The 16,310-nt window shown below is 35.3% G+C and carries 14 protein-coding genes; 6 read left to right on the top strand and 8 right to left on the bottom strand.

The genetic code is table 11. From position 1 onward, the window contains the following. Positions 1–357 precede the first annotated feature (357 nt). The 8 genes from DS745_RS05950 to dnaA all read right to left on the bottom strand — a co-directional run bounded on the left by DS745_RS05950 (position 358) and on the right by dnaA (position 10,989). Complete coding sequence (locus tag DS745_RS05950; protein ID WP_129077361.1) at positions 358–1,449, bottom strand: HD-GYP domain-containing protein; 1,092 nt, start codon at positions 1,447–1,449, stop codon at positions 358–360. Positions 1,450–1,565: 116 nt separating this feature from the next. Continuing rightward, the gene (gene gyrA, locus DS745_RS05945; RefSeq protein ID WP_129077360.1) at positions 1,566–4,115 is read right to left on the bottom strand and encodes a DNA gyrase subunit A; all 2,550 of its coding nucleotides are present in this window, start codon (positions 4,113–4,115) and stop codon (positions 1,566–1,568) included. 207 nt (positions 4,116–4,322) lie between these two features. Further along, complete coding sequence (gene gyrB / locus DS745_RS05940; RefSeq protein WP_129077370.1) at positions 4,323–6,236, bottom strand: DNA topoisomerase (ATP-hydrolyzing) subunit B; 1,914 nt, start codon at positions 6,234–6,236, stop codon at positions 4,323–4,325. A 114-nt stretch (positions 6,237–6,350) separates the two neighbouring features. Further along, entirely contained in the window at positions 6,351–6,605 is a 255-nt protein-coding gene (gene remB / locus DS745_RS05935; RefSeq protein ID WP_129077359.1) for an extracellular matrix regulator RemB, read from the bottom strand. 9 nt (positions 6,606–6,614) lie between these two features. Then, positions 6,615–7,730 carry a DNA replication/repair protein RecF gene (recF, locus tag DS745_RS05930; protein ID WP_129077358.1) on the bottom strand — a complete coding sequence of 372 codons (1,116 nt, stop codon included), beginning with the start codon at positions 7,728–7,730 and terminating at the stop codon, positions 6,615–6,617. A gap of 91 nt (positions 7,731–7,821) precedes the next feature. Continuing rightward, positions 7,822–8,043: a S4 domain-containing protein YaaA gene (gene yaaA / locus DS745_RS05925; RefSeq protein WP_129077357.1), complete on the bottom strand. Its 222-nt coding sequence runs from the start codon at positions 8,041–8,043 to the stop codon at positions 7,822–7,824. A 201-nt stretch (positions 8,044–8,244) separates the two neighbouring features. Continuing rightward, a complete protein-coding gene (dnaN, locus tag DS745_RS05920; protein ID WP_129077356.1) occupies positions 8,245–9,387 on the bottom strand; it encodes a DNA polymerase III subunit beta in 1,143 nt (380 codons plus the stop codon). A gap of 249 nt (positions 9,388–9,636) precedes the next feature. Beyond that, complete coding sequence (gene dnaA, locus DS745_RS05915) at positions 9,637–10,989, bottom strand: chromosomal replication initiator protein DnaA (protein ID WP_129077355.1); 1,353 nt, start codon at positions 10,987–10,989, stop codon at positions 9,637–9,639. A gap of 922 nt (positions 10,990–11,911) precedes the next feature. On the opposite strand from dnaA, the gene rpmH reads away from it, so the two are divergent. From rpmH to mnmE, 6 genes are all read left to right on the top strand, one after another. Beyond that, entirely contained in the window at positions 11,912–12,049 is a 138-nt protein-coding gene (rpmH, locus tag DS745_RS05910) for a 50S ribosomal protein L34 (protein ID WP_071315349.1), read from the top strand. Between the two features lie 242 nt (positions 12,050–12,291). After that, positions 12,292–12,642, top strand: coding sequence for a ribonuclease P protein component (gene rnpA, locus DS745_RS05905; protein WP_129077354.1), 351 nt, complete (start codon positions 12,292–12,294; stop codon positions 12,640–12,642). A 2-nt stretch (positions 12,643–12,644) separates the two neighbouring features. Beyond that, positions 12,645–12,905, top strand: coding sequence for a membrane protein insertion efficiency factor YidD (yidD, locus tag DS745_RS05900; RefSeq protein ID WP_129077353.1), 261 nt, complete (start codon positions 12,645–12,647; stop codon positions 12,903–12,905). 106 nt (positions 12,906–13,011) lie between these two features. After that, positions 13,012–13,782 (top strand): YidC family membrane integrase SpoIIIJ, encoded by a 771-nt coding sequence (gene spoIIIJ / locus DS745_RS05895; RefSeq protein ID WP_129077352.1) that lies wholly within the window; start codon positions 13,012–13,014, stop codon positions 13,780–13,782. Next, entirely contained in the window at positions 13,779–14,402 is a 624-nt protein-coding gene (jag, locus tag DS745_RS05890; RefSeq protein WP_129077351.1) for an RNA-binding cell elongation regulator Jag/EloR, read from the top strand. The genes spoIIIJ and jag overlap by 4 nt, the downstream gene beginning before the upstream one ends. Before the next feature lie 480 nt (positions 14,403–14,882). Next, on the top strand, positions 14,883–16,259 hold the full coding sequence (gene mnmE / locus DS745_RS05885; protein WP_129077350.1) for a tRNA uridine-5-carboxymethylaminomethyl(34) synthesis GTPase MnmE: 1,377 nt from the start codon (positions 14,883–14,885) through the stop codon (positions 16,257–16,259). Positions 16,260–16,310: the final 51 nt, after the last annotated feature.

The following is a 16,310-nucleotide window of genomic DNA, read 5'->3' as shown; positions in this document are numbered from 1 at the left end:
TCGTCCTGAGCCAGGATCAAACTCTCCATAAAAGTGTTTGATATAGCTCAAAAATAATAATTCATTGACGAGATATTTACTATCTCTTTAATTCGCTTGGCTGTGTGTTCAGTTTTCAAAGAACAATGTTTTTTACAACAAGAATTTCATTATATCATTATAACTTTATCTTGTCAACGTCTTTTTTCGAAGTGTGTTGTTTAGTAAAGCAACTTTATAAATATAACACAAGTAACTTCTACATGTCAAATCTTTTTTTGTTGCTCAATAAGTTTATTTGACTGTAAATGATACTATACCATATCAATTACTATAATACAATAGTTTTATATAAAAAATAAACCCTAGTAGTAGGGTTTACGCTTTAAGTATTTCTTCAATATATAGATCACTTCGAGTGGTTAATTTTACAAATTCACCACTTTGGTCGATTTTTATCATAGGCCTTATTGGAGAATGCGGTTCAATAAAAACAACTTCTCCAATATCATCATTATTTAACCTAACTTTTGTTCCAATAGAGAAATTAGCTATTAAACTTGCTAATGTTTGAACAATTTTAATATCAAACTTACCAAAGTCATCTCTCATAATTAATTCAATTACTCGGTAAGGTGATTGCTTCTGCTTATAATATCTTTCTGAAGTCATTGCATGGAACACATCAACTACTGCAATTGTCCTGCTAAACTTATGTAGTTTTTTAGTTGAATATGCCATTGGATACCCGCTACCATCTTCTCGCTCGTGGTGTTGTAAAATTGCTAGAAGCACAGCATCTGTTACTCCAGGAATATCCTTTAGCATCTGGTAACTGTACAAAGGATGCCTTTTTATCTCTTCAAATTCAAGACTGGTTAGTACTCCACGCTTATCTAAAATGCTATAAGGAATTTTAGCCATTCCACTATCAGACATCATACCAGCAATACCTAATTGAATTTCCTCTGCCTTTGAGAAATTCAATTTTCTACCTAAGTAGGCGGCTAAGACCCCAACTGAAACGGAATGATGAAATATATAATCGTTCTTAGTTGCATAGTGGTGAATTTGAATAAGTTCGTCAGGATTGTCATTTAACTTTTCTAACAACGGGAGAAGTGTCTTACGAATTGTCATAATATCAACTTTTGAACCAGCTTGCCAACTCTGAAATAGTTTCTTGTATGTTTGGACAGCTTTAATATATAGGTCCATAAATGAAGTATTATCTTTATCGTCTTTACTAACTACGTCATCTTCCATTTCAATTACTTCTTTAGGTTTAAATGGCATCCCATTAGCAAGCATGACCTCTACATCAACAGCATCTATCAAAAACACTTGTAATACATTTATGTATTCTTCTGTTAGTATTGTTTTTTTACGCATTAATGTTTGGTTGGAATTACAAAATACATCACTTGATAGTATACAGCCATTCTCTAGTTGATTTGGTTTGACCCTCATTAATATTTTCCCCCAAAACCAAAACTTTGTTTATATTCCATTATATCATAATCAAAGTAGTTATTTATGCAAAAAAAGACTTACCAACAAAATATTGTGGTAAGTCTTTTAAATAGTTACTCTTCACTATCTTCTTCAATGTTTATTTCTTCAATTACTTGTGAATTATCAATAGTTTCTAACTCTTCAATTGCTTCTTGACTATCGATAGTTTCTAATTCTTCAATTTGTTCTAATTCAGCATCATCTTCACTAGCATCAACTTTGGCTACAGTTGCTACACCTTCACCCTCGCCAATTCTAATCAAACGGACCCCTTGTGTACTTCTACCTGTTGTTGAAATACCTCGAACATGAAGTCTGATAATGACGCCACTAACAGTAATAATCATAAGATCATCGTCATCTGATACTACACGTAACGATATAGCACTACCGTTTTTATCAGTAATATTACATGTTCGAATTCCTTTACCACCTCGGTTTTGGATACGATATTCTTCAATAGGAGTTTTCTTTCCGTAACCTTTTTCAGTTACAGTAAGGACATCGCAGCCTTCCTTAATAATATCCATACCCACAACTTGGTCCTCATCGGATAAAAAGATACCTCTTACACCGCCCGCAGTTCTTCCCATTAAACGAACATCATTTTCATGGAAGCGGATTGCCATACCTTTTTTTGTTCCAACAATTATTTCTTGATTTCCATCTGTCAGACGAACACCATGGAGTTCATCATCATCTCGTAAGTTAATAGCAAATAGGCCACCTTTACGGATATTGGCAAATGAGCTTAACTCTGTACGCTTGGTAATCCCATGTTTGGTCATAAAAATTAAGTAATTATCATTGAATTCCTCAATTGGAATGATTGTACTAATAAACTCACCAGGTTCAATCTGTAATAGATTGATAATTGGTATCCCTTTAGCTGTTCTGCCTAGCTCAGGGATCTCATAGCCTTTTAGGCGGTATACCTTACCTTTATTCGTAAAGAATAGGATCGTGTGATGGGTGCAAGTGGTAAAAAGTTGTTCCACAAAATCATCATCGTTGGTTCCCATTCCCTGAATACCTCGGCCACCACGTTTTTGACTACGGTAGGTTGTAATTGGTAGACGTTTGATATAACCGTTATGAGTTAGAGTAATAACAATATTTGTTCTAGGAATTAAATCCTCATCCTCGAAGCTGTCTTCGTCAATGGAGATGATTGTTTTTCTCTCATCATTAAATCTTTCTTTAACCTCTAATAACTCTTCACGTATAATTTCTAATACTAGTTCTTCGTCAGCCAAGATAGCTTTTAGTTCTGCAATACGCTTCACAAGCTCTGCATACTCATTTTCTATCTTGTCTCTCTCTAATCCAGTTAAACGCTGCAAACGCATATCTAGAATAGCTTGGGCCTGCTCGTAACTAAGTGAAAACTGTTCCATTAAGCCATTTCTTGCAATATCAGTTGTTTGTGATGCTCTAATTAAAGCAATAACCGCATCCAAATGATCAAGGGCTACTCTTAAACCTTCTAAAATATGAGCACGAGCCTCTGCTTTTCGCAATTCAAAAGCTGTACGACGTTTAATAACTACCTTTTGGTGTGCTAAGTAATACTCTAAGCACTCTTTTAAATTAAGTACCTTTGGTTGACCATCAACAAGAGCTAAAAGGTTTATTCCAAAACTCGTTTGCATAGCAGTTTGTTTATATAAGTTATTCAAAAGGACATTGGCATTGACATCACGACGTAATTCAACCACAATCCTCATACCGTTACGGTCCGATTCATCACGAAGATCAGTAATACCATCTATTCTCTTCTCGCGAACTAATTCAGCAATTTTTTCAATTAGCTTTGCTTTGTTCACTTGGTAAGGAATTTCAGATACGATAATTCGTTGTTTTCCACCGTTCATCTCTTCAATGTGTGCTTTAGCTCTTAAAACAATCGAACCTCTACCAGTTTGGTAGGCACGGCGAATACCTGATATTCCAACGATTTCAGCTCCCGTAGGGAAATCAGGCCCTGGAATTACTTCCATTAATTCAGGTAACGTTATTTCTGGATTACGACTGACGGCTAATACACCATCAATCACTTCACCTAATTGATGTGGTGGAATATTAGTTGCCATCCCAACCGCAATCCCTGATGATCCATTTACTAAAAGGTTGGGAAAGCGAGCTGGTAATACTTTTGGCTCTCGTTCAGATCCATCATAGTTATCTTGAAAGTCGATAGTGTCTTTATTAATATCACGAACTAATTCCATTGAGATTTTCGACATTCTCGCTTCTGTGTAACGCATCGCTGCTGCTGCATCACCATCAACAGAACCGAAATTACCATGTCCATCTACAAGCATATAACGATAACTAAAATCCTGAGCCATCCTAACCATTGTTTCATAAACAGCAGAATCACCGTGCGGATGATATTTTCCGATTACTTCACCAACAATACGAGCAGATTTTTTATATGCTTTGTCAGACGTCATCCCTAATTCATTCATCGCAAATAAAATTCGGCGATGCACAGGTTTTAATCCATCTCGTACATCAGGAAGAGCGCGACTGACAATTACGCTCATTGCATAATCCATAAACGATGTTTTCATTTCCTGACTAATGTTTATTTCTTTAACTCTAGATTGTTCAGACATCTAGCCTTACCTCCAATTCCCTATATCCAACAAACTTCAATGTAAAATGCAGAACTTAGAGTGTAGAATTGACGATTGTAGCCTTAAGCTATCAAATAAATCCCTAACTCTAAATTTACAAGGTGTTTTCTCACTGGATAGAGTAAACATTGTAGAATATAAAATTATAAACAACTTTACATTCTACATTTTACATTTTGCATTTCTTTATATATCTAAATTTTTCACGTAGATAGCATTTTCCTGAATAAATTCACGACGCGGTTCTACTTTGTCACCCATTAATGTTTCAAACGTCTCATCAGCCTTCATCGCATCTTCTAATGTTACCTGGAGAAGAGTTCGAGTTCCTGGATCCATTGTTGTATCCCATAACTGAGTAGGATTCATTTCTCCAAGACCTTTGTAGCGTTGAACGCCAGGCTTAGGGTTTTCCGCCATTTGCGCAAAGATTTCATTTAACTCTTTATCATTATAGGCATACTCAATCCGTTTCCCCTGTTGGACTTTATACAATGGCGGTTGAGCTATATAAATATAGCCATGCTCAATAATCGGTTTCATATAACGGTAGAAGAACGTGAGTAATAGGGTACGAATATGAGCACCGTCAACGTCAGCATCAGTCATAATGATCGTTTTATGGTAGCGCGCCTTAGAAATATCAAATTCGTCACCAATACCAGTTCCGAGTGCAGTAATAATCGCACGAATTTCAGTGTTGGATAGAATTTTATCTAATCGTGCTTTTTCCACGTTAATAATTTTTCCACGTAAAGGTAGAATTGCTTGGAAATGACGGTCACGCCCTTGTTTTGCTGATCCTCCTGCTGAGTCACCCTCTACGATATAAAGTTCACTAATAGTAGCATCTTTTGATGAACAGTCTGCAAGCTTACCAGGAAGGGAACTTACTTCCAAAGCACTTTTACGTCTAGTTAATTCCCTAGCTTTCTTAGCTGCTTCCCTTGCCCTTGCTGCCATAACGCCTTTTTCAACAATCTTTTTAGCTACAGAAGGGTTTTCACCTAGGAACTTAGCAAAGGCTTCACTAAATACCGAGTCCGTAATTGTACGTGCTTCACTATTTCCTAGCTTTGTTTTTGTTTGTCCTTCAAACTGAGGTTCTGGTATTTTTACAGAAATGATCGCTGTTAATCCCTCACGAACGTCATCTCCTGAAAGATTAGCATCGTTATCTTTGAATAGGTTATGCTTTCTAGCATAATCGTTAATGACACGAGTAAGACCTGTTTTAAAGCCAGATTCGTGCGTCCCACCTTCATGGGTATTAATGTTATTAGCAAAAGAATAAATGTTGCTTGTATAACTATCATTGTATTGAACAGCTACTTCTACCTGTAATCCATCTTTTTCAGCTTCGATAAAGATTGGTGGCTCATGAAGTGCTTCACGAGTACGGTTTAAATGCTCTACAAAAGAAGCAATTCCACCTTCATAGTGAAATTCTTTACGCTTTCCGTTTTCACGTTTGTCCTCAATGATGATTTTTAAACCACGATTTAAGAATGCTAGTTCTCGAATACGTGTAGCTAAAATATCGAATTCATACACTGTTGTTTCTGTGAAAATTTCAGTATCCGGCTTAAAACGTACAGTGGTTCCGCGGAGATCCGTTTCACCAATTACCGTTAAATCAGCTTGCGGCACACCTCTTTGATATTCTTGATGATAGACTTTCCCTTCGCGATGCACTTCAACTTCTAATTTGCTAGATAGTGCATTAACAACAGAAGCACCTACACCATGTAGTCCGCCTGAAACTTTATAACCTCCGCCGCCAAACTTACCACCTGCATGCAAGACTGTCATAATTACTTCGACTGCTGGTCGTCCCATTTTTTCATGGATTCCTACTGGAATCCCGCGCCCGTTATCGACAACAGTAATACTATTATCTTCTTCAATTGTCACTGAGATCGTATCACAATGTCCTGCTAGTGCTTCATCTATACTATTATCTACAATTTCCCATACTAAGTGATGAAGTCCACGGCTGCTTGTAGAGCCAATGTACATTCCAGGACGTTTTCGAACCGCCTCTAATCCCTCAAGGACCTGAATCTGACTTTCATCGTAACTTTGAGATTGTTGATCAATTGTCAATTCCTTCACCCACGCTTCTTAATTTTTGAATGGTGAATTTACATTTAGTTCAGTCTTGCTTTGCACTCAACCTGTTATAATTCAACATTCATAATTTATAGTCCACAATTAAATTTCATCTATATCTGAAACAAATAAAGCCCTACGTTTTAGGGTCGAAGATGAAATAGGGGATAAATAGACTTTGTCTGTGGTAATCACAATTGACTTTGTCATATCCTTTGCTATTTCTTCTACTTTGTTTTGTTGGCCGTTATAATCTAGAAATTCTCCAGTAGTTTCCGACGTTTCTACTTGGCGATCTAAAATGGCAATAACATCTTTCGAACGAATTACAGTGTCACCACCTAAATGAATAAACATTTAGCCACCTCATTTCAATTTTTCGATACTCCCTTTTTGTACCAAATACGTCGAAGCTTCTTTTAGGGTTTGATGGTCGATGCCATCTACGCTAGTGGTTGTAACAAACGTTTGAACTTTTCCTTGAATTGTATTTAACAAATGTGATTGACGGTAGTCATCCAATTCTGATAACACATCATCAAGTAAAAGAATGGGATATTCACCAATTTTGTCATAAATTAGCTCTAATTCAGCCATCTTAACTGAGAGAGCTGTTGTTCTTTGTTGTCCCTGAGAACCGTAAGTCTGAACGTCGCGATCATTAACGTGAAATAATAGATCATCACGATGCGGACCAATTAGTGATGTCCCTCGTTCAATTTCTTTTAATTTCATCTTGGTAAAATTTTCTTCCAGTGCTTCTTCTATTTTCGACAATTCTTTAGGTTCTGATACCTTGATGGAAGGTTTATATTCTATTACGAGATTTTCTAAACCTCTACTAATATCATAATGAATCGGTTTTGCCCAGCGTTCTAGCATCTCAATAAACTCATAGCGTTTCAGCATCACTTTTGCTGCTTGTTCTATGAGTTGAAAAGTTAATATGTCTAGTAAACCATTATCTGCTTTTTTCCTTTGTAATTCTTTCAATAGGTGATTTCTTTGCTGAAGGATTTTTTGAAAAAGTGATAAATTATATAAATAAACTGGGTTGATTTGCCCCAATTCCATATCTATAAAACGACGCCGCACCTGAGGGCTTCCTTTTACGAGATTTAGATCCTCAGGTGCAAACATGACAATATTTAACGCGCCGATATATTCACTCAGTTTTCGTTGCTCTAGTCTATTTAGTTTTACTTTCTTCCCCTTAGTTGAAATAATTACTTCTAGGGAAAGGGAACTGGTTCGTTTTTGGACACTACCTTCTATTTTAGCATATTCTTCGTCCCAATAAATGAGTTCCTTATCCCGGGTAGTACGGTGTGATTTTGCTAAACCAAGAACATAGATTGATTCCATGATATTGGTTTTCCCTTGAGCATTTTCACCTAAAATGACATTAACATTATTATCAAAGCTCACTTGCTGTTTTTGATAATTTCGATAATTAGTTAAAATAAGATTATTAATATACAAGTCTTTCCCCCACTTTAGCTAGGCACAAGACCCCCTTTACCGATACATAACTTCTTAGGGAAGCAAGGCTTACTAACAGCTTTTCTTCAATCTAGTTTGTGGTTAAAATGTGAAAAGTGCCATGAGACGGGATTGTAATAACATCTCCATTGTAAAGCTTTTTGCCTCTTCGGTTTTCAAGCTCACTATTTAAATAAACTTCATGCTCGCTCAAAAACCACTTAGCCATACCACCTGTATCAATAATTCCTACTTCTTTCAATAATTGCCCTAATGTAATAAACTCCGAAGAAATTGTTACATTTGTTTCCATTGTTAACCTTCTTTCCATCTTTGGTATTTCTTATCGTAAAGTATCGGAAAAACTTTCTGCGTCCTTATTTTTCCCCTTAACTTACATTGTACTAAAACGAAGGAAGTAACACAATTCAATATGATCAAGAATAGTAAAAAAGCTACCTCACTAAATTTCTAAGGTAGCATTTTTCACCGTAGCGATTATAGTTTGTTTGCTCTAATAAGTTCGTACTGGAGAAAACAGGTGTAGGGCATTATCACTTTCAACAGGCCTTACCAAGAATGGACTCATGGCACCTGTGAAAGAAATTTTAACTTCAGTGCTATCTACAATTTTTAAAGCATCAATAATATTTTTGCCATTAAACGAGATACGCAGTTCCTCACCACTTAAATCTTTTGTGTCAATCTTTTCTGTAACGCGGCCAATTTCTGGCGTGACCGATGTAATCTCTACAATGCCGTCCTCTAATGTTTTAAAGTTCACAACATTATTTTTTCCATCGCGAGAGAGTAGAAGTGCTCTTTCAATTGCTTGTAAGAAGCCTTTCGTCTCTAAAATAATATCTGTTTTAGAGTGATCAGGAATCATATTTTTAGTTGCAGGATAATTCCCATCAAGAAGTCTTGAAAAGAACAATAAATTCTTAGATTTAAATAAAACCTGATTTTCAGTAACGACAATATCAAGTAATTCGTTATTATCGTCAATAATTTTATTTAATTCATTCAAGCTTTTTCCAGGTATGACAACATTAGTGAAATTTAACTCATCAATGTTAGTTTCAATTGCTGCTTTTCGCATTGCTAATCGATGACTATCTGTTGCAGTACAGATCAACTGCTTATTTTCAACTTGCCAGTTTACACCTGTCAAGATAGGGCGTGTTTCTGCAGTGGACACAGCGAATACTGTTTGTCGAATAATATTCTTCATTAAGTCATTTTGAACCTGGAATAGATTATCTTCTTCAATTTGAGGTAAACGAGGATATTCCTCAGGATCAAGACCATTTAAATTAAATACTGACGAACCGGATCGTAGCGTTGTTGCAAACTGATCTTGCACAACTACCTCAATTTTATCACTAGGTAACTTTTTTACAATTTCTGTAAAGAACTTTGCTTGAAGGACAATACTTCCTTCCTGAACAATATCAACTAGCTGCTGGTCATTTTCTTCTTTTGGTATAAAACACTCGATAGAAATATCAGAATCACTTCCAGTTAATGTAACTCCTTCATGGTCAGCGACAATTTTAATTCCAGTTAAGATTGGGATCGTAGTTCTAGATGAGATTGCTTTTGAAACATGCTGAACACTTTGAACAAAATAATCTCGATTAATGACAAATTGCATCATATACCTCCTGTTTTTAAGCAAAAAAATTTATGAGTAAGATTTAGTAATATTAATTATTTTTTTTAATAAAAAGTAGTAATAATAGTAATAGGGCCTGTGGATTTGTTGATAAGTTGAAATACCTTAAAGCTATCAGGTTTTCCACATGTTGATAACTTGTGAGTAAGTAAGAGACAGTTATCAACAAATTTCCGAAAAAAAATTGGAAGGCTAAATTCCTTTTAGGTAATAACCTTCACATCATCATTATATTTTTAGTTGTTCTTTAATTTCTTGAATCTGTTTTTGTAGATCAATATCACTAGTTAGCAGCTTTGAGATTTTTTCATGAGCATGAATGACGGTGGTATGATCACGGCCACCAAATTCACTACCTATTTTCGGCAAAGAAAACTCAGTAAGCTCTCTAGATAAGTACATAGCGATTTGTCTAGGAAATGCTACACTTTTTGTTCGTTTTTTTGCTTTAAAATCATCAAGTTTAATACTGTAATGTTCACCAACCACGCGTTGGATATCACTAATTGTGATAACTTTTGGTTTTGAATTAGGAACAATATCTTTTAGTGCAACTGCGGCTAAATCGGCATTCATATCTTGATTAATTAGTGAAGAATAAGCAACAACACGGATAAGTGCTCCTTCTAACTCTCGAATATTTGTATCAATTTGATTTGCAATATATAGCATTACCTCATTAGGGATATCCAAGTTTTCAGCTTTTGCCTTTTTTCTCAATATTGCAATCCTTGTCTCTAAATCTGGTGGAGTAATATCAGTAATTAAACCCCATTCAAAACGAGATCTGAGTCGGTCTTCAAGTGTTGGAATTTCTTTTGGTGGTCGATCACTTGAAATGACAATCTGTTTACTGTCATCATGAAGTGCATTAAATGTATGAAAAAATTCCTCCTGGGTTTGTTCTTTTCCAGCCAGAAATTGAATATCATCAATTAAAAGAACGTCGACATTTCTGTATTTATTGCGAAAATTTACAGCTTTATTGTCACGAATTGAGTTAATAAACTCATTTGTAAACTTTTCTGAAGACAGATAAACCACCTTTGCATTCGGATTATGCTCAATTACATAATGACCAATTGCATGCATAAGGTGAGTCTTCCCTAATCCAACGCCCCCATAAATAAATAGCGGATTATAGGCTTTAGCCGGAGCCTCAGCTACTGCTAAAGAAGCAGCATGTGCAAAACGATTTCCAGCCCCGATAACAAAAGTGTTAAAAGTATACTTTGGATTAAGCATGTTCTTAGGTATTTCATCATTGTTTGTTACAACTTTCTGAGGAATTTTCGTGACATTCTCTACTAATTCATCTTCATCGTCTTCAATATTTTGAGGTATGACGATCTTTACTTTTAGTTCGGCCCCGGTAATATCCTGTAGTGTCTCAGCAATAAATTTAATATACCTGTTTTCTAACCAATCCCTTGCAAATTCATTAGGAGCAGTGATGGTTATTGTATCGTTTTGAATTATTTCAGCTTTTGTAGCTTTTAACCATGTGTCGAAACTTGGCTTACTAACTTTAGCTTCCATTGCTTCGAGTGCTTTATCCCATAAGTCACTTATATTTTGCAAAAATGCTCCCTCCTTACTATAAAATCTTGTATAAAAACAGTTTTATTCCAATAAAAACAGCTTGTACAACATATGTACAACCCGGATGAATAACGTTGAATAATTATTTAACTAACAAATGATGTGGAAATATATATAATATAGTAGAATAGTGTAGAAAACAAGCTTATAAACAAACTTGTGGACAAGCAATAAACAGCAAAAAGGAAATGTCCACAATGTTACTCACAGGATGTGGATAACTATTGAAAGTTAAAAAATATCCACGGGTGAAAACATAACCATAATATCAGAAAAAACATTGATAATCAATGGTTTTAACGTACTTATCCACATCTATCTACACCTTGTGTTTTGGAGTTGTCCACAACACAAGATACTGTGTGAAACTTGTCAGTAAGTGAGGAACAAGCGAAAAAATTGTCAAAAAAGTTATCCACATGGCGTTTTGCTTAAAAAGTGGTTATGTTGTTTAAGGAAAATAAAATGTAGAATTTTGGCTGTTAATGTAGGGAGTGTTGGAGGATAATATGATCCCAAGCTCGTAAAAAAATACTTGGTTGTAAAATGTAGAGAAAAAATCATAAGCAAAAATGTAGCTATAGAATTATTTTTTTGAATTTAAAATGAGGAAGAAAAAATATAGATCTAAATAAGTGAATGCTCAGGTAACACAGTATTTTCTCAACTATATATCTTAGAATAGAAGGAGTAACTTTCTCGGTGAAGATTAATGAAGAAAAATTTACATTTTACATCATTCGTAATAAGGCTTATTATTGATAGGTACTTTGTTGTGTGGGACAGGCTCAAAATCCCACAAATAACATTTTTTTAAGAGAGACTTGACAATTGGGGTAGATAGTCCTTATAATTTACAAGACTGTCTTATATCGAGTATATCCTCAGGGAGGTGTAATAAATGGGAAAACCAACTTTCCAACCAAACAATCGTAAGCGTAAAAAAGTACACGGTTTCCGTGCGAGAATGGCTACTGCAAATGGCCGTAAAGTATTAGCGCGCCGTCGTCGTAAAGGAAGAAAAGTATTGTCTGCATAGACCACTGTTGTCAGTGGTCTTTTTTCTAATTTCTGAGCAATATTGCTGGCAGATCTATTGCCAGTCTCTACATAAAAATTGTGAATACGCTACTTAGAAATAACTTTCTATATAATAGAGGTTTATAATTGATCTTTTTTGATAAGATGAAGAATATTATTAGGCTTATTTGATAACATTGAAAAAGCGTTTAATTTTTGGAAGGGAAGCGAAAGTTGCTTACTTCTAATGAGGTGTAAGGGTTGAAAAAGGAACATCGAGTTAAAAAGAACGAAGAGATTTCTCTTATCTTTAAAGAAGGAAAATCCGTTGCTAACAAGCAATTTGTATTATATATGCTTGAAAAAAAAGACCAAAATCATTTGAGATTAGGTGTATCTGTAAGTAAAAAGCTTGGAAATGCAGTTACTAGAAATCGTATAAAGCGTTTAATGAGGGAAGCTGTTTTCCAAATTAGTAAAGAACTTAAGCCATCATATGATTACCTGCTTATAGCGAGGATTCCTTCTGTAGAGTTGGATTTTCATGAAATGAAAAAAAGTATTACCCATGTGTTTTATCGAGGCTACGCATTTAAAAAGAAGGGTGAGTAATCTTGAAGTTTTTAAAAAAGACTTTAATTGGGATTATCCTTTTTTATCAAAGGTACATATCAAGATATACACCCCCAACATGCCGCTTCTACCCAACATGCTCTCACTACGGGTTAGAAGCAATCAAACGTTTTGGTCCACTGAAGGGGAGTTGGCTAACAATAAAACGAATTATGAAATGTCATCCGTTTCATCCAGGTGGTATTGATTTAGTTCCAGAGAAAAAAGAAGAATTAATTAAAAACAGTCATAATAAACATTAACTAGGCTTGTATTATTACTAGGTTATGCGTTATCTTTAAAGTTAGGGAACAAATTGTGACTGATTATATTTATAGAAATTCGTTGGAGTGCAGGGAGGAAGTAGTAGTGAAGAAAAAACTAGGATTAATAGCAATGCTACTCGGTTTTGTTCTACTAGCAGTGGGGTGTGGAAACCTTGAAGTTCCAATTACTGCCGAGAATAAATCTGGTATTTGGGAAAATTATTTTGTTTATCCGCTTTCTTGGTTAATTACAGAAGTAGCCGTATATTTTAACGATAATTATGGATTATCAATTATTATTGTAACGATCTTAATTCGAATTGTCATTTTGCCATTGATGATTAAGCAAACAAAAAGCTCTAAGGCAATGCAAGCATTACAACCTGAAATGACAAAGCTAAGAGAAAAATATAGTGCAAAAGATCAAAAGACACAACAAAAACTACAACAAGAAACAATGAAGCTATTCCAGGAACATCAAGTAAATCCTCTAGCAGGGTGTTTACCAATTTTTATTCAAATGCCTATTCTTTTTGCATTTTACCATGCAATCATTCGTACGGGAGAGATTAAATACCATACGTTCTTATGGTTTGATTTAGGAGCAGCGGATCCATACTATATTCTTCCGCTTGTAGCTGGAGCAACAACGTTTATCCAACAGAAAATGATGATGATTACTGATAACCCTCAAATGAAGGCATTATTGTATATTATGCCTGTAATGATCATTGCATTTGCTGCATTTTTCCCATCTGCACTTGCGTTATATTGGGTAGTGGGTAACGTCTTTATGATTGTTCAGACGTATTTTATTACAGGTCCAAATGTCGGTGCTAAAGCTGATGCTAAAACAGGGGGAACCAAAAAGTGAAAAAGATAACTGTTTCAGGGAAAACCGTTGATGAAGCTGTTCAATCTGCCATAGCCAAATTAAATACAACGAGAGACCGAATTTCATTTCAAGTTCTTGAAGAGCCTCAAAAAGGTTTTTTGGGAATTATCGGCAGTAAACCAGCCGTCGTAGAAGTCGAAATTCAACCTGATGCAGCAGAGGAAGCAGTAAAGTTTCTTCAAGAAGTAACCAAAAATATGGGGGTTTCAATTGAAATTAGTCAAGTTGAAACAAAAGATGGTTTTACATTTAATTTAAGTGGAGAAGGAATTGGAATGCTTATTGGTAAACGTGGGCAAACCCTTGATTCGCTTCAATATCTTGTTAATCTTGTTGCAAATCGATACTCCGAAGGTTATATGAGAATTGTACTAGACGCCGAAAGTTACCGTGATCGCCGCAAGGAATCATTAGAGCAGCTAGCAAAACGTCTCGGACATAAAGCGTTAAAAACTAGAAAAGAAGTAATACTAGAGCCGATGAATGCGTTAGAAAGAAAAATCATTCATACTGCCCTGCAAGAAATTAAGGGTGTAAAAACATATTCAGAAGGTGTTGAACCAAATCGAAGAATTGTTGTTGCACCAGCCGGTAAGTAATTGTCAATTTTGAATTATGAATTGGTTGAGAGAAAAGCTTCGTAGTAAATAAAACTAAAAGCCTATGCTAGTGTGAAAACATTAGTGTAGGCTTTTTTTGTAATTAAAAATACTCAAAGTAATGGTAGTGAATAATAATTTGAAATTGAAGAGGAAGAAGTTGTCCCCAAAACGAAACTAAAAACAATTCAAAATTAAAAATTGACAATTCATAATTCAAAAAGGTTATTCACATGTGGAAAAACTATAATTCCTACAAATTTATAGTGAGAAAATCATAGTTGTGGATAGATTTATGGTTGATAACTAGGAAAAACGGAGACAATAGTTAAATAGAGAAATTGGAAAATCTTTTTATTAAAGAGATACTGTGGTATTCTTGATAGTTAGGAACAGTTGAAGTTCTATCTATAAATAATGAATGACAAAAAATAAAATTCTGATGTCTAGCTCCAAGCTTTTCTATAAGAGGTGAAGAAGATGGAATTTGATACGATTGCAGCGATCTCGACGGCCATGGGTGAGGGAGCAATTGCTATTGTGAGAGTTAGCGGTGATGATGCTATTGCTGCAGTAGATAAAATATATAAAGGTAGAAAGACCTTATTAGAGGTAGAAAGCCACACGATCCACTATGGTTACATAACTGAAAAAGGAACTGGCCAAGTAATAGATGAGGTTATGGTTTCACTGTTAAAGGCTCCACGTACGTTTACCCGTGAGGATATAGTTGAAATCAACTGTCATGGCGGGTTAGTTTCTGTAAATAGGGTTTTACAAGAAGTGTTACGCACTGGTGTCCGCTTAGCAGAACCAGGAGAATTTACGAAGCGTGCTTTCTTAAATGGTCGGATTGACTTATCGCAGGCTGAAGGTGTTATTGATTTAATTCGTGCAAAAACGGATAAAGCAATGAATGTAGCGATTGGACAGGTTGAGGGTAGGTTATCAAAAAAGGTTCAAAAGCTACGGCAGGCTTTATTAGAGACGGTTGCTCATGTAGAAGTAAATATTGACTACCCAGAGTACGATGCTGAGGAGATGACGAACAATCTTCTTCGTGAAAAAGCGCAGTATGTAAAGGGGGAAATAGAAAAAATCCTTAATACAGCACAACAAGGAAAAATTCTTCGTGAAGGTTTATCTACTGTTATAATTGGTAGACCAAATGTAGGGAAGTCCTCACTATTGAACAGCTTGGTCCACGAAATGAAAGCCATTGTGACAGACATTCCTGGAACGACGAGAGATGTTATTGAGGAATACGTAAATGTAAGGGGTGTTCCTCTACGTTTATTAGATACAGCTGGAATAAGAGAAACAGAAGATATCGTCGAGAAAATTGGTGTAGAGCGTTCAAGGAAAGTAGTAAAGGAAGCAGAACTAGTATTACTTGTTTTAAATTATGGTGAGCAATTATCAGTTGAAGACGAGAACTTGTTTAAAATCATTGAAGGAATGGATGCTATTATTATTGTTAATAAAACGGATATTCCTCAAAAAATAGATCTAGAGAAGGTTAAGCAATTAGCAAAATCTAGACCAGTAGTAACTACTTCTTTAGTAGAAGACCAAGGTATTGATGATCTAGAAGAAGCAATTGCAACGTTATTTTTCCAAGGAAATATAGAGAGTGGTGACTTAACTTACGTCTCTAATTCAAGGCATATTGCCTTATTACACCAAGCAAAAGGGACAATTGAAGATGCCTTACAGGCGTTAGAAATGGACGTACCTATAGACATGGTACAAATTGATATTACAAGAACGTGGGAGCTATTAGGTGAGATTATTGGGGACACGGTTTCAGAAAGTCTCATTGATCAGTTGTTTTCACAGTTTTGTTTAGGGAAGTAATTAAGAATTATGAATTATGAATTATGAATTATGAATTATTCTAAAGTATTG

Source organism: Anaerobacillus alkaliphilus, assembly GCF_004116265.1.
Classification (GTDB): Bacteria; Bacillota; Bacilli; order Bacillales; family Anaerobacillaceae; genus Anaerobacillus; species Anaerobacillus alkaliphilus.
Note: the sequence above shows the minus strand (reverse complement) of the source record. Positions and strands in the feature narration are given on the sequence as shown.

Bases quoted from the DNA above. Each gene is read 5' to 3' on its own strand.
- DS745_RS05950 (WP_129077361.1), bottom strand. From the start codon at position 1,449: ATGAGGGTCAAACCAAATCAACTAGAGAATGGCTGTATACTATCAAGT.
- gyrA (WP_129077360.1), bottom strand. From the start codon at position 4,115: ATGTCTGAACAATCTAGAGTTAAAGAAATAAACATTAGTCAGGAAATG.
- remB (WP_129077359.1), bottom strand. From the start codon at position 6,605: ATGTTTATTCATTTAGGTGGTGACACTGTAATTCGTTCGAAAGATGTT.
- yaaA (WP_129077357.1), bottom strand. From the start codon at position 8,043: ATGGAAACAAATGTAACAATTTCTTCGGAGTTTATTACATTAGGGCAA.
- dnaN (WP_129077356.1), bottom strand. From the start codon at position 9,387: ATGCAATTTGTCATTAATCGAGATTATTTTGTTCAAAGTGTTCAGCAT.
- rpmH (WP_071315349.1), top strand. From the start codon at position 11,912: ATGGGAAAACCAACTTTCCAACCAAACAATCGTAAGCGTAAAAAAGTA.
- mnmE (WP_129077350.1), top strand. From the start codon at position 14,883: ATGGAATTTGATACGATTGCAGCGATCTCGACGGCCATGGGTGAGGGA.